The 17,742-nt window shown below is 44.9% G+C and carries 17 protein-coding genes; 9 read left to right on the top strand and 8 right to left on the bottom strand.

Annotated features, from left to right (window positions below; genetic code table 11):
- Positions 1-137: 137 nt before the first annotated feature.
- From I8J31_RS06970 to zigA, 3 genes are all read left to right on the top strand, one after another.
- Positions 138-989: a delta-class carbonic anhydrase gene (locus I8J31_RS06970; RefSeq protein ID WP_199467614.1), complete on the top strand. Its 852-nt coding sequence runs from the start codon at positions 138-140 to the stop codon at positions 987-989.
- Positions 990-1,079: 90 nt separating this feature from the next.
- Entirely contained in the window at positions 1,080-1,571 is a 492-nt protein-coding gene (locus I8J31_RS06965; protein ID WP_199467557.1) for a GNAT family N-acetyltransferase, read from the top strand.
- Positions 1,572-1,670: 99 nt separating this feature from the next.
- The gene (gene zigA, locus I8J31_RS06960; protein ID WP_199467556.1) at positions 1,671-2,882 is read left to right on the top strand and encodes a zinc metallochaperone GTPase ZigA; all 1,212 of its coding nucleotides are present in this window, start codon (positions 1,671-1,673) and stop codon (positions 2,880-2,882) included.
- A 39-nt stretch (positions 2,883-2,921) separates the two neighbouring features.
- Here the strand turns inward: zigA and I8J31_RS06955 are convergent, their stop codons facing one another.
- The gene (locus tag I8J31_RS06955; protein WP_199467555.1) at positions 2,922-3,362 is read right to left on the bottom strand and encodes a GNAT family N-acetyltransferase; all 441 of its coding nucleotides are present in this window, start codon (positions 3,360-3,362) and stop codon (positions 2,922-2,924) included.
- 78 nt (positions 3,363-3,440) lie between these two features.
- Between I8J31_RS06955 and I8J31_RS06950 the strand changes: the two genes are divergently transcribed.
- On the top strand, positions 3,441-3,941 hold the full coding sequence (locus tag I8J31_RS06950) for a DUF1993 family protein (RefSeq protein WP_199467554.1): 501 nt from the start codon (positions 3,441-3,443) through the stop codon (positions 3,939-3,941).
- A 24-nt stretch (positions 3,942-3,965) separates the two neighbouring features.
- Here I8J31_RS06950 and I8J31_RS06945 read toward each other — a convergent pair whose 3' ends face one another.
- From I8J31_RS06945 to I8J31_RS06925, 5 genes are all read right to left on the bottom strand, one after another.
- Positions 3,966-4,157: a hypothetical protein gene (locus I8J31_RS06945; RefSeq protein WP_199467553.1), complete on the bottom strand. Its 192-nt coding sequence runs from the start codon at positions 4,155-4,157 to the stop codon at positions 3,966-3,968.
- A gap of 12 nt (positions 4,158-4,169) precedes the next feature.
- Positions 4,170-7,403, bottom strand: a complete 3,234-nt coding sequence (locus I8J31_RS06940; RefSeq protein ID WP_199467552.1) for an efflux RND transporter permease subunit — start codon at positions 7,401-7,403, stop codon at positions 4,170-4,172.
- Positions 7,403-8,569, bottom strand: a complete 1,167-nt coding sequence (locus I8J31_RS06935) for an efflux RND transporter periplasmic adaptor subunit (RefSeq protein WP_199467551.1) — start codon at positions 8,567-8,569, stop codon at positions 7,403-7,405. Before I8J31_RS06935 ends, I8J31_RS06940 begins: the two co-directional genes overlap by 1 nt.
- Entirely contained in the window at positions 8,566-9,945 is a 1,380-nt protein-coding gene (locus I8J31_RS06930) for an efflux transporter outer membrane subunit (protein WP_199467550.1), read from the bottom strand. The genes I8J31_RS06935 and I8J31_RS06930 overlap by 4 nt, the downstream gene beginning before the upstream one ends.
- A gap of 121 nt (positions 9,946-10,066) precedes the next feature.
- The gene (locus I8J31_RS06925) at positions 10,067-11,521 is read right to left on the bottom strand and encodes an aminotransferase-like domain-containing protein (RefSeq protein ID WP_199467549.1); all 1,455 of its coding nucleotides are present in this window, start codon (positions 11,519-11,521) and stop codon (positions 10,067-10,069) included.
- A 251-nt stretch (positions 11,522-11,772) separates the two neighbouring features.
- Between I8J31_RS06925 and I8J31_RS06920 the strand changes: the two genes are divergently transcribed.
- The 5 genes from I8J31_RS06920 (at position 11,773) to I8J31_RS06900 (ending at position 14,720) form a co-directional block, all read left to right on the top strand.
- Positions 11,773-11,967 carry a YjiS-like domain-containing protein gene (locus I8J31_RS06920; protein ID WP_199467548.1) on the top strand — a complete coding sequence of 65 codons (195 nt, stop codon included), beginning with the start codon at positions 11,773-11,775 and terminating at the stop codon, positions 11,965-11,967.
- Entirely contained in the window at positions 11,967-12,578 is a 612-nt protein-coding gene (locus I8J31_RS06915) for a LysE family translocator (RefSeq protein WP_199467613.1), read from the top strand. The genes I8J31_RS06920 and I8J31_RS06915 overlap by 1 nt, the downstream gene beginning before the upstream one ends.
- 34 nt (positions 12,579-12,612) lie before the next feature.
- Complete coding sequence (locus tag I8J31_RS06910) at positions 12,613-13,839, top strand: MFS transporter (protein ID WP_199467547.1); 1,227 nt, start codon at positions 12,613-12,615, stop codon at positions 13,837-13,839.
- A gap of 50 nt (positions 13,840-13,889) precedes the next feature.
- Entirely contained in the window at positions 13,890-14,144 is a 255-nt protein-coding gene (locus I8J31_RS06905; protein WP_199467546.1) for a GIY-YIG nuclease family protein, read from the top strand.
- A gap of 78 nt (positions 14,145-14,222) precedes the next feature.
- The gene (locus I8J31_RS06900; protein WP_199467545.1) at positions 14,223-14,720 is read left to right on the top strand and encodes a VOC family protein; all 498 of its coding nucleotides are present in this window, start codon (positions 14,223-14,225) and stop codon (positions 14,718-14,720) included.
- Here I8J31_RS06900 and I8J31_RS06895 read toward each other — a convergent pair.
- Complete coding sequence (locus I8J31_RS06895) at positions 14,695-16,668, bottom strand: RecQ family ATP-dependent DNA helicase (protein WP_233402636.1); 1,974 nt, start codon at positions 16,666-16,668, stop codon at positions 14,695-14,697. The genes I8J31_RS06900 and I8J31_RS06895 overlap by 26 nt on opposite strands.
- On the bottom strand, positions 16,647-17,666 hold the full coding sequence (locus I8J31_RS06890) for a serine/threonine protein kinase (protein WP_199467544.1): 1,020 nt from the start codon (positions 17,664-17,666) through the stop codon (positions 16,647-16,649). The genes I8J31_RS06895 and I8J31_RS06890 overlap by 22 nt, the downstream gene beginning before the upstream one ends.
- Positions 17,667-17,742 lie beyond the last annotated feature (76 nt).

Raw genomic sequence — 17,742 nt, 5'->3', positions numbered from 1 at the left:
TACGGCATAACTTCCTTGGTTTTCTCTCTTAGAAATAGGTCTCTCCCTCCTATACTGGAGCAGTGCTTTTCATCATGGATTGAATAAAAAGTTGGTTTTCCTATGATCTAAATCGAACTAAGGTGTTAATGATGAGAATGAATAAAGTGGTTGGGGTGGTTGGTTTTACGCTTCTTTCTGGTGCTGTGTTGGCTGGCGAACACAAGGTAGTTTCTGATGAAACCATCAGTGAACAGCGACATGAGTTAGCTGAAAATACGGAAGGAAAAGGTTTTGGTCCTCAAGCCCCACGAGATATTGATCTTAAGTTTGGCCGTAATATTCGAAGCTTTGGCGCCGCGCCAGTGTCGACCAAAATGAACCTCTGTAATATCCATTTCCATAAAAATGCCGAGCATAAAGGGGGAGAGTTCACTCAATATGCGGGTAACGGCAATGGTGAAGGTTATCAAACTGGTTATGTTTATGCGGGCAAACTGACTGCTGAAGAGCTTAAGCCTATTAAGGGTGGCTCTGTCTGTAAGAGTAAGCATAGCCAAGTATTCCCTGGTGACACCATTGAAGTACATTATGTTTACTCGTCTGCTCAGGTAAAGCCGGGCCCAACACTCGGGTCTTGCATTAGCGATGAAATAAAGAATCCTCAGTTACGTGTGGAAGCGCAAGTCTATGTGGCGGTCAATGATAATCAAGCGCTTGATTTCAATAAATTGACTGCCCATGGTGTACGTGATGGCCTTTATCAAGCCACCGATATTCCGAATAATACAGGCACTCCAGTAACTTATGCGGGTTCAACAACGGGGCCTGGCTATAATGAAAAAGCCTCTCCTTATCAGGTAACATGGAATGTTCGTCCTAAAGTAGAGAAAGTGAATATTGAGACGATTGGCGATTGGTGTGATAGCGATAACGTCTTTAAAGAAGACCATGCCCATGGGGTAAGAAACCTAGTGGTTAACCCAGATTTACTTTCACCTATAGAATAAGTGAATTTCTATGTTCTGAGCTAAGATAGCTGGATCGTGATACGAAGCCCTCTTTGATAGAGGGCTTTTTAACCTAGGTAGAAGAAAGTCATGGAAGTAGATTTTAAAAGAATCAATGTGGAAGACGATTTTCAAACCTGTGTTGATTTTCGCAGGGATTCGTATTTTTGTAGCTTCGATACCTATGAAGGGTTTGAAGCTTCCATAGTAGGTTATCAAGACAACCTTTTCCTTAAAGTTGGCAATCCGGACTACTTTTATTTTCATTTATGGGCGCAAGGTAAAATTATTGGTCAGCTAGAGTTCAGAGCTTTTTCTGAGCTTGCTGATACCGGCTATGTGAATTTGATCTACTTGATTTCTGAATACCGTGGCTCTGGTTTGGCCGCTCAACTGCAACAATTTATTGCGGAGCAACTTATGGAGAAAGGCTGTAAGGGGGCTTTATTATCCGTGAGCCGAACTAACCGGAGAGCGTTAAATCACTATCAAGGTTGGGGCTGGCAATATTTTTCAGCTAATCCAAAACATGCCATGACCGATTTTTATCGGCGGCACTTTTCACCGCAAGATACTGAATAAGTATATTTTCGCTTTTCTTACCGTGTCGCTGATGTTGGATATCTACTCATCAACAATGAAATGTTATATTATAACATTTCATTGTTGTAGGAGAAAATCATGGGAAACCATCAAGGTAAATTGCCTGTTACTGTGTTGTCTGGCTTTTTGGGGGCGGGTAAAACCACCGTATTGAGTCACATATTAAATAACCGTGAGGGATTAAAAGTCGCGGTTATTGTTAATGATATGAGTGAGATAAACATCGATGCGGCGACGATTTCGCAAGATGTGTCGTTGAATCGTAGCGAAGAAAAATTAGTCGAAATGAGCAATGGTTGTATCTGTTGTACCTTGCGAGAAGATCTCTTGATTGAAGTCAGTAAACTGGCACAGGACAAGCGCTTTGATTATTTACTGATCGAGTCAACGGGGATTTCTGAGCCGCTTCCCGTGGCGGAAACCTTCACGTTCGCTGATGAAAATGGGGTGAGTTTATCGGATGTTGCTCAGCTTGATACCATGGTGACAGTGGTGGATGCGGTCAATTTTATGAAGGATTATGAAGAGGCTAGTGCCTTGAAGGAAACAGGGGAGTCATTAGGAGAAGAGGATGAGCGTAGTGTCGCGGACTTATTGATTGAGCAAGTGGAATTTGCAGATGTGATTCTAATTAGTAAAACGGATTTAGTCAGTGAAAAAGCATTGCACCAGTTAGAGTCAATACTCTGCTCCTTGAATACAGAGGCCGAAATTATTGCCATTCGACAGGGCAACATAGAGCCAAAACGCCTTTTAGGAACGGGAAAGTTTAGCTTCGAGCGGGCGCAACAAGCGGCTGGTTGGCTGAAAGAAATGCGTGGCGAGCATGTGCCTGAAACGCAAGAGTATGGTATCGGAAGTTTTGCTTATTTGGCGCGTCGTCCTTTTCATCCACAGCGTTTTTTTGACTTCCTTCATAATACTGAAGCATTTGGAAAGCTGCTGCGCTCTAAAGGTTACTTTTGGCTAGCAAGTCGGCCAGAATTTGCAGGGCAATGGAGTCAAGCGGGGGGGATTGCCCATTATGGTTTTGCTGGCATGTTTTGGAAAGCGGTGCCTAAAAATCGCTGGCCGGAAGACCCTGATTACCTTGCTTCCATTGAAGCTCAGTGGGTGGAACCTTTTGGTGATATGCGTCAGGAATTGGTGTTTATTGGACAAAACTTAGACAAAGAGGCTATAGCGGCCACCTTAGATGGGTGCTTATTAACCGAGCAAGAGCTATTGGCAGGCAAAGCGGCATGGATGGCATTGGCGGATCCATTTCCTGCTTGGGAAGAGGTCGCTTAGATTTAGAAAACACAGTATCCAATATTGTCATGAATAAATCTAAAGTAAGAGGGCGAGGCAATGGAATTGCTCGTCCTTTGCTGTGGTTTGATAGTCAAGTGATTGATAAAACCTCAGTGCACCTTGATTGGCTGAAAAACTGGATAGGGTTATTTTACGCTTAGACTCTTGTTTTGCTCGTTGATGAATCTGTTGCATGACCTTTTTACCAAAGCCCTGTTTTTGATAGTCAGGCAGTAGTATCAGTAAGTGAATATGAAAGGCATCATCATAGGGTTTAAAGCACACCAGCCCTATTTGTTTTCTATCCATCATAAGCCAATGAAACCAATGTGGTTGATAGTCGTTAATCAGGCGATCACGTTGAACGTCATCGTTCCAGCTAAAGCATTCTTCCACATAAGGGTAGATCCCTTGTTTAACCACAGTAAATAGCGCTGCAAACTCGTCTGGTTTTATTGCGGTAAATTCCATTTTCATTGGTGGTCTCATGTTTTATATTCGCTGTACTGTGTGCATTTAATTAGATAGGAAGAAACTATCTAGGTTAGGAGTAGTATGGATATCGATTTAAAGGCGTTATTGGCTCATTACCTTAATCAACTTGATAAAATGCTACAACAGGTTCCAGAAGAACACTTCTCGGCCTCTTTGTCCGCTGATATGTTTTGTTTAGCAACCAATGCCCGTATAGCGGCTAATTTTGCCTTGCGTGGCTATTGTCCTCTGGTGGGTGTTGAAGTCGTTTCTTTTGATAAGGGAAGTGATGACAAAAGTGCAGTTCGAGAGCAAATATCGGCTACCCTAGGTTACCTTAATAAATTGCCTAAGTTAGAGGCCTTGAACAAAGATGTGTTGCTTGGAGAAAAGGCGGGTTTTGTCGAACTTAGCCTACCACAACCCGAATTTTTACATCATTACATATTGCCCAATTTTTTCTTCCATATCAGCATGGTTTATAGCATCGCAAAGTCAGTAGGTATCCATTTAGGTAAGGCGGATTTTGATGGTTATCATAGCTATCCCGCAGGTTTTAGTTGGCTGAAAAGCTCTAAGTAGATGTCTTTTTTTTAGTGCTTATATTTAATCGTATGCTTCACGGTTTTCGCTGTATTGTTCATAGGATTGACTGAAAGAGTCCAAACAGTCATCCCGTTGTTGGCCTCGATATTCGTTACAAGTGTGCTTCTGATTTGCTTGTATTACGTCGTAGGCGCCCTGTGTTGTACAAGCTGTTATGGCAATAAAAATAAGTAAGACACTGATTTTTTTCATGAGTAGACTTCTTTAAATCGATTCGTCTTGTGGTTCCAATACTTTCGTGGCTTTGTGGCTGATTCGAGCAATTAGCTTACGTATATCTTCTTGAATCATCAAGAGTACTGGAATTAATACCAATGTAATGACGGTGGCAAACATGATGCCATAACCTAAGGATACCGCCGCAGGAATCAAGGCCTGTGCCTGCCTTGAGGTTTCCCACAGTATCGGCATCAAGCCGGCAAAGGTAGTGAAAGAGGTGAGTAATACTGCCCGTAATCGACTCTGGCAGGCTAGGCGAATGGCGTGCTTTACATGCACGGTGTCTTTGCGAATATCGTTAAATCTAGACACCAATAATAGGCTGTCGTTGACCACCACACCGCTGAGCGCCAAGATGCCGTTGAGGGAGAAAATGCTCAGTGATAAGTCATTCATCCAGTGTCCCAATAAAGCCCCGATAATACCAAAAGGTATTGCCATCATGATGATAATAGGTTGGCTATAGGATTTAAGTGGAATAGCCAATAAAGCATAGATGATGAGTAACGCTAGCATAAACATCTTGGCGAGGGAGGATTCGGTTTCGGCCTGTTCTTCGGCTTCTCCAGAGAAATCAAAATGGACACTGGCAAATTGCTTTTGCAAATTTGGCATCACTGCACTTTTTAGGTAATCCACAATCTCAGTAGAAGACATGAGGTCTTTATCCACTTCCGCAGAGAGATAATAAGAGCGCTTGCCATCAATACGTATGATGTCTGTTTGCACTTCGGTTTTTGTTAAACTGGCTACGGATGAGAGGGGAATGCGTGCGCCATTATCTAGGATAACCTTGGTGTTCATGATGGCGGTGGGTGACTCTTGCTGGTCTTTTGGGTAGCCGAGTCGCACTTCGATTTCATCATTGTCTCGTTGATATTTTTGCACCACAGTGCCATCAAAGTTCTGTGTTACTTGGCCTGCTAGATCTGTTGTGTCTAGCCCTAATAGGCGTCCTTGTTCGGTTAAGTTTAAAGTCAGACGCGCTTCAGGTGGGGTATCGTATTTTTCAATGCCGGTTACTGCGGGTAGGCCATTTAGCTTGCTAATGAGTGTTTCTATCGCCCCATCGAGGGCATTTGAATCACTGCTGGTGAGTTCCACATACAAGGCATCGACGGTATCTCGACCACTACGAATGCGGAAGCTTTTTACCCCTTCTGGTAATCCTGTGAGCTGTTGCCATTTGCTAGAGAACTGGCGGGCGGTATAAGGCCCATCGCTTTTTAGCTCAACACGAAAACTGCCTCCTTGGTCACCACTAGAGGCGGTTTGAATATTCTTAATGCCGCTTTCTGTTACTGGTTTCTGCTTTGGTCTTTTATCGTTAGAGAGGGGCTCTGCTGGCTTTTGATCTTGACCTTGACCTTTCCTGCTAGGTTTTTGACGCAGTTCAAGGTCTGCTTGATAGGCTGTTTGTTCTATCGCTAATAATGCTCGTTGAGTCTGTCCATAGCTGGTATCACTTTGCATGACAAGTGTAGCGCGTACTGTATCGCCCGGAATACGAGGGAAGAAGCTGGTGCGAATGTCGCCAGTGAAGGGCATCGACATGACGAGGGCAAAGAGCGTGATAAAGAGGATGCACATGGCATATCTTTGATTCAAAGCAAAATCGATGGCCGGTCGATAAAGTCGGTCACTAAAGTACTGCAATCCAGAATCGGCTCCTTGTTGAATCATGGCCCAAAACTTGGAAAGAATATTTTTTGGGACTGCTTTGTGAGTATTAAGGTGAGACAGGTGAGCTGGCAAAATGATTTTTGATTCGACCACTGATAGCACCAAGCAAATGGCGACGACGACAGCGAATTGGGAGTAGATTCTCCCAAGTCGCCCATCGATATTGGACAAGGCCCAAAAAGCCGCCACCGTGGTGAAGACGCCAAATAACGTGGGGACGGCCACTTGCATGGTGCCTTTTATGGTATTGCCTAGGGTATCGCCGTCTCTTTTTCTTGTCGCGTAAATGCTTTCTCCCACGACGACGGCATCGTCCACTACTATGCCTAGGGCGAGAATAAAGCCAAAGGTAGTGATCAGATTTAACGTTAGACCAATACTACTGGTTCCCATAATAAAAATGGTGCCGAAGAAGATGAAGGGCAAGCCCATGGCGACCCAAAACGCGACAGTAATATTGAGAAAAATAGCCAGCAAAACAAACACGAGAAAAACGCCTGTCATGGCATTTTTGATCATTAGATTGAGTCGTTGGTTAATCGATTCGCTGCGATTATTCCAGGTAGTAAGCTGCACTTTATTCGGTAAACGGCCGTTTTCTTGCCATGTTTTGACGACTTTTTGAGTGGCATTCACCGTGGTAATAATGTCGTCATTGCCCGTTGTGTTGACTCTAATGGCGAGACTGTTTTTTTGGTTGAAACGAGATAAGACAAAGTCTGTGTCATCAAAGGTATCGCGAATATTCGCAATCTCCCCCAACATGACTTGTCCTCCCGTGGCGATTTGTTTTACGGGAATATTGGCAAATTGCTGTTTGAAGTAGGCTTGCTCAGAAGCGCTAATGGTTAAATAGACGTCTTTATTGCTTAGCGTTGCGACTTGAGCAGAGCTTGATTCTGTTTTAATCGCCGTACTAATGTCTGATAGGGTAAGGCCATAAGCCTCCAGCTTATTTTTATCAATATCAATGAGCATTGTAGGGTCTAACATACCGGAAATGGACGCCGAGTTAATTTCCTCGTCAGCCAATAAGTCGGTTTTTAGATCGTCAGCCAGTTTTTGTAGAGTACGTCTGTCTGCATCGCCATAGAGTTGAATAATGATTGCGAGCTCGGAGCGTGTGTCTTTCGTAATAACGGCAGGATCGGCTTCGCTAGGGAAGCTATTAATCTCGCCGACCTTATCTTTTATGTCAGAGAAAACCTTATCTAGATCATAGTCGTCTTTTACTTCTATGCTGACCTGTGCCCCACCCGCAGACGAGCTCGACATAACGCTTTTGATACCTTCCACACCTTGTAATTTTTGTTCAATAGGAATGGCGATGCCTTCTTCACTTTCTTTTGCGGAGCCACTGTCGTAGCTGACATTGATGTCAATGCCATTGGGAGGCAAGGTGGGGAAGCTCTTTTTGTTGAGGGAGCCCATATTGATCACCCCTAGGGCAATCACTAAGAGCATCAACAAATTAGCGGCAACGGGATTGCCTGCAAACCACGGGATAATGCCTTTTGGTTGGTCAAGAGGGGTCATTATTGTGCTTGCTCCACAGGATTGACTAGGGTGTCTTTAAGGTAGCTACTGTAGGGTTTGACGAGCACATGGTAAGCCCTGTTTTGTAACTTCTCAGGCACTTGTATGTAGATGAATTGAGAGTCAACAAAGAGCGGTGTGGTCTCAAAAGCATCGAGTCGGTTGTCGTCATTCAGATACCAAATTTCACTTTTTTGGCTAAGGGCAGAGCTAGGAAGTTGCCATAAATTGGCCATTGGCTTGCCTTGTAATTGGATGGTGACGAAGGCCCCGGGGAGCAGCGGCGGTGTTTGATCCAAAGGGGAAGCAAGGCTGACGATTAAACTGCGCATTCTGGTGTTGGTATCAATGTGTTGATCGACACTCAGTATCTTGCCTTGCCAGCTATCGTTCGAGTCAATGCTACGAATAGCAACTGGCCAATCATGGCTAAGCAGGCTCGACATGGCGGGCAATTTTTGCCAATCACTACTGGCTAAGTTGATGGTGATTTCCGCCCGATCGGTACTGTATAACGTAGCAATTTCGCCTCCTGCACTTAGATAGGAGCCGGGTGAAATGTTGCGGTTAATAACCAAAGCATCAAAGGGCGCGACTATTTTGGTATGGTGCAGGTCGTCTTGGGCTTGCGCAAGGGCGGCCTTGGCAGCATTGACATCGGCTTTGGCATTGGCCAGTTGCGGAACGCGCAATACTAAATCGGATTCAGGGTCGCCTTTAAAGCCAGCAGCTTTCCATTCAGCACGGGCTTGATCACCTTGGCGTTGTTCTTCTTTAAGGGCAAGCTCGGCACTGGCCAGCGCTTTTTTAGCGCTCGCAACGGCACTGTTTAATTGGCGGTTGCTTAGGGTTGCTAACACATCGCCTTCTTTGACCCTTTGGCCTGCTTCAAGTTGATTGGAGATATTCACCACTTCACCGCTTACTTGGCTGGTTAAGCTAAGTTGGTATCTTGGTTTCGCAATACCGGAAGCCTGTATTGTTGCTGTGTGGCTGCTGGCCTGTCGCTTTATTGTACTGACGTCGATAGCTTGTTCTTTTTGCTCAGGGCGTGGTCTGCCGCGATCGAACTCTTGTTCTTGTAACGCATTATTAATGTAGAAGTAGGCAGCGATGGCGGCAAGCAAAGACAAGATAAGAAGCATCCATTGTGAAGAGGTCTTCATGGTTGTTTAACTCCAAGGCCTAGTGCCAATCCTAATGTAATACGGTTTGATAAATGATCGAAAATGAGCCTATCAAGTTGGGCTTCTAGATCAAAGGTGGTGGTTTGTGCAGAAATTAAGTCACTGAGGGCGACCAAACCGCTGCGGTACTTCTTTTCATATTGAGTTAAATTACTGCGTGAACTGGCGAGGGCATCACGAATATGACTGACCCTTTGTTGTAGCACTTTTTCTTGTCCAATGGCGTTTTCTACCTCGTTAACGGCGGTTAATAGTGTGTTGCGATAGGACTGGTAAGCCTGTGCTGTTTTTAGTTTGGCGATTTCTTTGGCGGCTTTTAATTGTCCGCCTTTATAGAGTGGTTGGGTTAACTGTGCGACCAATGACCAAACGGGGGCGGTAAATAATGCCATACGTGGCGATTCTGCTGCATCGCTCAATGCCGCGCTTAAACTGATGGATGGCAACATGTTTTTATAGGCCACTGAGGTATTCAGATCAGCCGCTTCGATGGCTAAATAGGCGGATTTTAAATCGGGACGGCGTTGTAGACTTTGCTCAGGTAGTTTATCTAGGGTCAGGCTGACATTTGGGTAATCTACATTTGGAGTCATGTTGAGTGTTTTCGTTGTTCCCAGTAGCAATTGCAGTTCGCGCTTTTTGGTTTCGAGGTTTTCTTTGTATTCGGCTAAGTTGGCTCGTGATTGTGAGGTTGAAGTACGGGCTTCGTCCATTTTTTCTAGGTTGTCTAGGCCATTTTTAAAACGTTTGATAATCAACTTTTCATTGGCTTCGAGCAAGGCCAATCTTTGTTGCTCTATTTTGACCGCATGTTGTCGAGCGGTGAGAGACAGCCAAGTTTTCATCACATTGGCCACGAGGGCATCGCGACTTGCTTGATAAAGTGCTTCGTCTCCCGCTAAGGTTTTTGCCGCCGCTTGTTCAGAATTAGCGAGTTTTTGCCAGAGGTCTAGTTCCCAGCTAACGGTTAGGTCAGCATTGTAGCTGGTGTCTGCGTCTTTGGACTCTCTCGCGCCAATACTGGCATTGACGCTGGGTAAACTGTCTCCATGGGTACTTTTCAATTCCCACACACTGGTTTGCAAGGTCAGCAAGGTGCTTTGCAAGTTTGGGTTTGCTATAAGTGCTTGCTTGATGAGCTTGTCGAGCTGTGGATCTTGCAGCAAATCTGTTAAATAGCTAGCAGGGGCGACCTGATCCAGCTGCTTCCATTGTGTCGCCTTTTCACTGCTTACTCTATTGAGTTCCTGTTGTGCTAAGTTGGCAAATTTCTCACGGTTTTCTGTGCTGGCGCATGCCGTTAGAACAAGGCTAAAGCAGAGCAGCCCGATATTCCATAAAGGCTTGTAGTGCATTCGATATACCTACGATAAATGACCGTTATATTCTTACCAGATTATTAGGTTATTCGTTAGCGCTTGGGACACTCTTTGCATATCTTTACAATTGTGTCGCTGGAATGAGTAACCTTAGATATTAACGCCTTAGACTGTCTTTAGGGGCCGTGGTTATATTCTCCTGTGTAAATTCTTTTAATACCTTGGCTAAGGTCTTAATGGCCCACTCTCGTTTTTCCATACTGAGTTCACTGTAGTTAAGTCGTAAGCAATTACGGAACTTGCCAGTGGAAGAAAATAATGGTCCAGGTGCGAAACCAACACCTTTTTCACGGCAGGCTTCGAGCATTTTTGTGGCATCGATGTTTTCATTGAGTTCTACCCACAATATGAAGCTGCCATCAGGGAAGCTCACTCGAGTATCGCTTGGAAGGTGGGTTTTGATGCTGTTAAGAAGGTGGTCTCGCTGTCGTTCATAGCGCTGCCGAACAAGACGTAAATGCTTAGCGTAGCCACCTAGGCGAATAAACTTGGCAATGGCCAGTTGTGGAAAAACCGGGCACATTGAGCTGTTCACATATTTGATGTGGGTGACCTTGTCACGATATCGGCCGGGGGCAATCCAACCCACACGCATACCTGGGGCGATGGTTTTTGAAAACGAAGAACACAATAGAACACGGCCATCGGTATCGAAAGACTTAATGCTTTTAGGGCGTGGAAATTGATAGGAAATATCGCCATAAATATCGTCTTCTACTATGGCAATGTTGTAGTTTTGCGCAAGGCGATAAAGCTTTTCTTTTTTGTCGTCTGGCATGGTGTAGCCCATGGGGTTATTACAAGTAGGGGTGACAAAAATGGCTTTAATTGGCCACTGATCAAGCGCCAGCTCTAATGCCTCTAGGCTCATGCCGGTTTCTGGGTGAGTAGGGATTTCCATGACTTTTAAGTTTGCCGCCTTGATGGCTTGCATGGAACCATAAAAGCTGGGTGATTCAATGGCAATAATGTCGCCGGGTTCGGAAACCGCTCTTAGGCAAACAGACAAGGCTTCTTGACAGCCGGATGTGATGACCAGATCGTCTGGATGGAGTTGACAGCCAGAAGCGACCGCCAAGCGAGAAAGCTCTATACGCAACTCTTCGGCACCTCGAACGTCGCCGTAACCTAATCCTAGTTCAGGGTGTTGCTTAGACAGGTCCGACAGGGTTTTAAGTAAAGGCTTTAATGTGGAGGCCTTCATATCTGGCATGGCATGTTGTAAATGAACATCGGTATCTTTTCTGGTGCGGATCATCAGCATATTCAGTACCGCCTCCCATTGGGATACTTCTAAAGGGCGCTGTGGTGGTCGTGAAACACTGGGCAAGTTGTCACTCTGTTGACGATGGCAAACGAAATAACCGGATTTTGGTCGAGCTTCAACTAGAATTTCTTGTTCCAATTGACGGTAAGCCTCTTGAACCGTGGAAATGCTGACGCTGTGTTCTTGAGCAAGTTGTCGTACCGAAGGTAATTTGTCGCCTACTTTGTAAAAGCCATGCTGTATGTGTTCCCGTAGACGGTTTGCTAGGTTTTGATAAAGCGTCATGGTTTGTCCCCGATAAGTGCCTTTATTTATATCTTTCGAATGTCTGTAATTATTGTAGGTTTTTTTGCTCGGTATAGTGACCATACAGATTGTGCATTATTACACCATACAGAATAAAAAACCTCATTCTGTATGGTGGATAATGAAATCATCTGGATCTGTATTGTTGATGGGCTTTTTTCTAAAGTAGTAATACACACACAAGGTCGCTGTGACATAGGTTAGCAGCCATCATTGGAAGGAGAAAAGCCATGTTAGTTATTAGTCTACTTGCTCATATTCAGTTCTGTATGGAGCGCTATCAAACACGTAAAGCCTTGGCAAAACTTACTGCAACACAGTTAAAGGATGTGGGTATTAATGAAGAGCTGCGTACCGCAGAAATAGCAAAAGCGTCATTGGGTGGTGTTTATCAGGATTTATACCGGACAAGGGAGCGTGAGTGATGTTGAGTACTCCGACTTTTTATTTGGCGATTGCCATGTTCGCCTGGGTAACCTCGATTACTCCAGGGCCAAATAACATTATGTTATTGGCGTCAGGGGCACAGTTTGGTTTTCGACGGACCTTGCCCCATATGATCGGCATCACATTAGGGATGGCGAGCATGCTGACTTCTGTTTTATTAGGGCTTGGTGCTTTGTTTGCTTTGTATCCGCCTATATATGAAGTCTTGAAGTGGGCTGGTTGTGCGTATTTGCTCTGGTTGGCTTGGAAAATAGCCAGTTCGCCGGTAGGGAGACTGCAAGATAAAGCGAATAAAGCTTCGCCTATGCGTTGGTGGCAAGCTTTGCTTTTTCAATATGTGAATCCAAAAGCGTGGATTATGTCGATCAGTGCTGTGGCGAGCTTTTCATTAAGCGGGGATCTGTATGTACTGTCTGGTATTTGGATTGTTGTGCTCTTTTCTTGTGTAAACTTTCCTTCCATTACCGTTTGGGCGTGGGCGGGAACCAGTATTCGTCGTTGGTTAACTGAGCCAAAACGTCAGCGAGCGTTTAATTTTTTCATGGGGGCTGCCACGGCATCTACTTTACTATTAATGGTGAGCCATTAGGTTCTCCAACATTGACATCGAAAGGACGTTCTAAATGAAAGGTGCTGCAATGCAAGTGACGGCGATTCCTAAATACATTTATTTGTACTTTTTGTGTCAGTCAATTAACTTAACCGCCGCGGTTATTTCGGTGGCCGTTGCTGCTGTCGTGGGAAATCTGATAGCGCCTAATGAGAGTTGGGCTACCTTGCCCTATGGTATGCAGTTTTTGTTTATATTATTGGCGACTTATCCAGTTTCTATCTTGATGGAAAAAAAAGGCCGCAAGTTTGGCTTTGTGGTGGGGGCGATAGGGTTAGCCGGCGCAGGTATTAGCGGCTATCTTGCTGTTCTGCAAAACTCTTTTTGGCTGCTGTTATTGGCACATTCTTTACTGGGATGCTTTGTTGCTTGTGCTAATTATTATCGCTTTGCTGCGGTGGATAATTTAACGGGGAAGGTGAAGTCTAAAGCTGTTTCTTTTGTGATTGCTGGTGGTCTTGTGGCGGGTATTATCGGCCCTTTTATTTCCAGTTCCCTACGGGATATCGAGGGGTTTCCTTTATTTTCGTTATGCTATGGCGTGCTCATCCTCTTGGCTTTGCTGAATTTGCTACTGATTCAGTTTTTGCCAAAAGAAACGCTTATAAAAGCGCATAAAAAGCAGGGTGTCGACGTTGTTAATGCTCGCCGTCGGTTATCAGAAAGTGCTTCTCCCATGCTGCTTTTTACCATTGTATCCGTTGCTTTGAGCTTCGGGATTATGAACTTGGTGATGGTCCAGTCGTCCTTGAAAATGCACCATATGCACGTGATGTTTGATCATTCGGCGATGGCGATTCAATGGCATGTGATAGCTATGTTTGCACCATCTTTTGTGTCTGGTTATTTGATCACCAAGTTTGGTCACCAAAAAGTGATTGGCACAGGATTGTTGCTGTTTTTGGTCACCTTTTTGGTGAATGTTCTTGATGATAGCTACTCGTCGATTGTGGTTTCTTTGATATTTTTGGGATTGGCTTGGAACTTGGCCTATGTCGGTGGCAGTGCCTATATTGCAGTGCTGTTAGAAGGCAATGAAGATGCAAAGCGTTTGCAAGGAGCGGGTGATACAGGCATTGCCATTTTAGCTATGTTGGGTGCCATGTTACCTGCTGTTTTGATGTCTCTTATTGGCTGGCAAGGAACGAATTTATTTGCGATAGGTTTGGTTGTATCGTGCCTTGTAGCGCAGCTGTTTTTATTAGGTCGTAATCAAAGGAAGTCACAGGGGGAGTATTGAAGGTGATCAACAGCGTCCAGAATGTTGAAGTGTCTGTGTGGAGTATTTATATGATTAAGACTCGTCTCAATACTCTTTACACTGGTATTACTACGGATGTGGAGCGTCGTTTTAAAGAGCATTCTGGTTTGAATAAGCGGGGCGCTCGCTATTTGAAAGGTAAGGGGCCGTTAGAACTCATGTGGCATGAGGAGGTGGGTTCTAAGAGTGATGCTTTGGTGCTGGAGTATCGTGTGAAGAAACTCAATAAACGTCAAAAGTTAAGCTTGATTGACGGTGGTCTTACTTTACATTCTTTACGCTAAACGCTTATTTATTAACTTGTTTTTCCTCGCAATGATTCGTAGCATGATGGCTGACTTGTATGAGGGAGACAGGCAAAAATGATTAGCCATTTGGACCACATTGTATTGACGGTGGCAGATATAGAAAAGGCGGTATCTTTTTACGAAACTACCTTGAAAATGGAAGCGATTAGCTTTGGCGAAGGCCGGCGGGCAGTGCGTTTTGGTAATCAGAAAATCAACTTTCAGTTATTGGGAGATGAAGTTCGTAACCATGCGATGGAAGGTTCAGGTGACCTGTGTTTGATTGCTGAATGGCCTATGGAAAAGGTGATGGCTTCTCTGCAAGAATCTGGAATAAATCTATTAGAAGGCCCGGTGACCAAGTCTGGTGCCCAAGGTCCAATTGAGTCCGTTTATTTTAATGACCTTGATAATAATCTCATTGAAGTGAGTGTTTATCAGGAGGGTGAGTTGAGTCATACAGATACCCATCATACGGATGAACAGAGTGATAATGCTACTGTTGAAGAGTCGAGTTCCTCAACAGGCGCTAAATCCTCATCTCAACCTAGTTCCTCGACAAAATATGAGTAACAACCTCAAGCACGGATTGGTACGCCTGCTCTTCACAGTGGGCAAAACCTCGTAACTGCCGTGCTTTGATCTTGGTGAATATAGGTTGTGTTAAGCCAGTTAAAAAGCGTGTAATCAATACCGCTGTGATGGCCGTGTTAGGGCTTTTGGTTTTGACATGGTGGGCGAACTCTTTGATGTAGTCTGCTAAGTTTTCTTGCCAATCATGATGACGGCTCCCGCTTATTTCTGGTTTAGCAAAAACGAGCACATTGTTACGGCAAACGGAGCAGTGGCCACAGGCTTCGGGTGCATTTTGATCACCGAAGTAGCGGGCTAGGTTGTGATTTAGGCAGCGCTCTAATTGAAAAAAGCGAATCATGGTGGCAATGCGCTCTATTTCGGCACTTTGTTTTTCATCGACATATTGCTGTAATTGGTTGGCTAACGTTTGATGATGAAATGCATGGGAATTGACCTGATAGACTTCGGTCAAGCCTTTACTTTCTAGTGTGAGGACATTCTGCTCCGCTGCGAACTCTAACACCTGCAGCACATCACCTCGAGATAACCCTGCCTCATTAAAGAGTTTATTGAAATCTGGCGCGCCCCAGATTTTTTTATATTGAATGCCAGTGAGAATGGCTTGGTAGGCATTCTGCCATTCAACCGGTATCTGATTTGCAAAGGAAATTCGATCCCCTTCCCATTTAATGCGTACATCAGCGTAATAACTGTATTTTGGTGTGATGGCACCGAGTAATTCGAGCTGAACCAGTAGGGTTTTGACTGGCAAAGAACGAATATTGGTTTGATTGGATAGTCCGTAAAGCTGTGTTTCCCACTCTTGTTCGACGGTTTGCTCTGCAATAGTGTGCAGCAGGGTGTCTATGTCTTGTGGCTCAGGTGTGTCACCGTAGACGAAATTTTCTAGAGTATGCAAGCCTTCTAAGCTAGCGAGCAATACGCAGCGGCTGGCTAGGTTGTCTCGTCCTGCACGCCCAATTTCTTGACTGTAGTTTTCAATCGACTTAGGCAAGTCATAATGTACCACAAGACGAATGTCGGCTTTATCAATGCCCATACCAAAGGCAATGGTCGCAACTATAATACGTGTTTTGCTGGACATGAAGTCCGCTTGAATGCGACTGCGTATCTCGCTGTCTAATCCCGCATGATAAGCAACTGCGGAATAGCCATCAGCTCTTAAAGCCTGAGCGATGTCTTCGGTGGTTTTTTGCTGAGTAACATAAACAATGCTCGGCCCTTGGGTGTCGTTCAATACGTTTTTTAACTTATTAAGCTTGTCATTAGCTTGGGCAGGTAGTAGATCAATGTCTAGATTATGTCGATAGAATCCTGTTTGTACTATATGCGCCGGGTGAATAGCGAATTTCTGCGCCATGTCTCTCTGCACTCGCCGTGTGGCGGTGGCGGTGAGCAATAGTACGAGGGGAATCGCGAGTTCTTGTTGATAGTGGGGGAGTTTTAAATAGTCAGGGCGAAAGTTATGGCCCCATTCTGAAATACAGTGCGCTTCATCTACTACTAGCATGGAAATAGGTATGCGCTTGATGAAGCGGCGAAAGCGCTCATTTTTAAAGCGTTCGACTGAAATCATTAGGATTTTGATCGAACCATTTTGTACCCCAGACATGACGGCTTGGCTTTCCTCTTTATTCTGGCTGGAGTCTAAACAGGCGGCAGCAATGCCTTTGGTTTTTAAAAAGGCCAATTGGTCATGCATCAAGGCGATAAGGGGGGAAATGACCAAAGTTAAGTCAGCTAGCTGAGTCGCTGTGAACTGATAGCACAAGGATTTTCCCGATCCGGTTGGAAACACTGCAAGCGAAGAGTGCCCAGATAAAAGCTGCTCGATGGTTTGGTGTTGGCCCTCGCGAAATTGGTCAAAACCAAACAGGGTTTGGAGAGACGACTCTAATGGCATCATCGCGAAATATTTCCCCATTCCTGCTCGCAGCCTTGTAGCTCACTTAGGTGATTTAACCAATAGTCTTCGCTACCAAACCAAGGGAAAGCTTTAACGAAAGCAGGATCATGCCAACGGTTTTGTAGCCAAGCAGCGTAGCAAATAATACGTACACTTTTGAAGACATCGATCAAATCTAACTCACGGGTTTCAAAGGGTAAGTAGGTTTCGTAACCCTCGATGATTTCACTGAGTTGTTGTCTGGGGTTTTCTGTCTGGGTTAAATGCAGCCATAAATCCTGAACCGCTACGCCATTCTGGCAATCATCAAAATCCAGTAAATGGAATTGGCCTTCATGCAGCATTAGGTTGCTGCGATGGCTATCACCATGAACAGGGCGAAGCTGAGTCGGCCAATAAGCATGAATACGAGCTTCGCTCATTTCTCTAAGCTTAGAAACCTGTTTTTTATAAATCGGCTTGAGCTTTTCAGGAAGGTATTTGCTACCCAAAATTTGACGGACGGCCTCATCCATTTGAGCTAAGGGAGAAACACTGATGCGCTCAATAAAGGGAGTGCTTTGCATTGCCAGATGTACTTGACCAATGAGCTCGCCTAACTGATACAGTTCCTCTAGATTATCGGCCTCTGGGTGTTGTCCAACCAGCCTTGGCGATAAACAGAAATAGATGTCGTTATGACGAAATAGGCTTTTACCATCAAACTCCATCGGAGCAACGACAGCCACACCGGCCGCCTTTAGCTGTAAGAGCGTGGCGTGTTCTTCAAGAATTTGTGCTTCGCTCCAGCGTTCTGGTCGATAAAACTTGGCAATAAGCGGTGATGCGTCTTCTATCCCGACTTGGTAAACACGGTTTTCATAGCTGTTTAGTGGATAGATGCGTGAATCGCTCCATAAGCCGGTGGACTCTACGGCATCTAAAATGACATCCGGTATGAGAGTAGAAAAAGCGTGGCTCGCAGAAGGCGTTGTGTGAGCGGCTTTATTCCCGGAAGTGCTATCGTCTGAAGACATGGTGTGGGCCCCTAAATAACCAGTGCCCTAGCGCTAGAGTTTGTCACAATGCTACGGGCAAGAAATCAAACGCTGA

Origin of the sequence: Marinomonas transparens (assembly GCF_016463975.1) — a bacterium.
Classification (GTDB): domain Bacteria; phylum Pseudomonadota; class Gammaproteobacteria; order Pseudomonadales; family Marinomonadaceae; genus Marinomonas; species Marinomonas transparens.
Note: the sequence above shows the minus strand (reverse complement) of the source record. Positions and strands in the feature narration are given on the sequence as shown.

Bases quoted from the DNA above. Each gene is read 5' to 3' on its own strand.
- I8J31_RS06970 (WP_199467614.1), top strand. From the start codon at position 138: ATGAATAAAGTGGTTGGGGTGGTTGGTTTTACGCTTCTTTCTGGTGCT.
- I8J31_RS06965 (WP_199467557.1), top strand. From the start codon at position 1,080: ATGGAAGTAGATTTTAAAAGAATCAATGTGGAAGACGATTTTCAAACC.
- zigA (WP_199467556.1), top strand. From the start codon at position 1,671: ATGGGAAACCATCAAGGTAAATTGCCTGTTACTGTGTTGTCTGGCTTT.
- I8J31_RS06955 (WP_199467555.1), bottom strand. From the start codon at position 3,362: ATGAAAATGGAATTTACCGCAATAAAACCAGACGAGTTTGCAGCGCTA.
- I8J31_RS06950 (WP_199467554.1), top strand. From the start codon at position 3,441: ATGGATATCGATTTAAAGGCGTTATTGGCTCATTACCTTAATCAACTT.
- I8J31_RS06945 (WP_199467553.1), bottom strand. From the start codon at position 4,157: ATGAAAAAAATCAGTGTCTTACTTATTTTTATTGCCATAACAGCTTGT.
- I8J31_RS06940 (WP_199467552.1), bottom strand. From the start codon at position 7,403: ATGACCCCTCTTGACCAACCAAAAGGCATTATCCCGTGGTTTGCAGGC.
- I8J31_RS06935 (WP_199467551.1), bottom strand. From the start codon at position 8,569: ATGAAGACCTCTTCACAATGGATGCTTCTTATCTTGTCTTTGCTTGCC.
- I8J31_RS06930 (WP_199467550.1), bottom strand. From the start codon at position 9,945: ATGCACTACAAGCCTTTATGGAATATCGGGCTGCTCTGCTTTAGCCTT.
- I8J31_RS06925 (WP_199467549.1), bottom strand. From the start codon at position 11,521: ATGACGCTTTATCAAAACCTAGCAAACCGTCTACGGGAACACATACAG.
- I8J31_RS06920 (WP_199467548.1), top strand. From the start codon at position 11,773: ATGTTAGTTATTAGTCTACTTGCTCATATTCAGTTCTGTATGGAGCGC.
- I8J31_RS06915 (WP_199467613.1), top strand. From the start codon at position 11,967: ATGTTGAGTACTCCGACTTTTTATTTGGCGATTGCCATGTTCGCCTGG.
- I8J31_RS06910 (WP_199467547.1), top strand. From the start codon at position 12,613: ATGAAAGGTGCTGCAATGCAAGTGACGGCGATTCCTAAATACATTTAT.
- I8J31_RS06905 (WP_199467546.1), top strand. From the start codon at position 13,890: ATGATTAAGACTCGTCTCAATACTCTTTACACTGGTATTACTACGGAT.
- I8J31_RS06900 (WP_199467545.1), top strand. From the start codon at position 14,223: ATGATTAGCCATTTGGACCACATTGTATTGACGGTGGCAGATATAGAA.
- I8J31_RS06895 (WP_233402636.1), bottom strand. From the start codon at position 16,668: ATGGGGAAATATTTCGCGATGATGCCATTAGAGTCGTCTCTCCAAACC.
- I8J31_RS06890 (WP_199467544.1), bottom strand. From the start codon at position 17,666: ATGTCTTCAGACGATAGCACTTCCGGGAATAAAGCCGCTCACACAACG.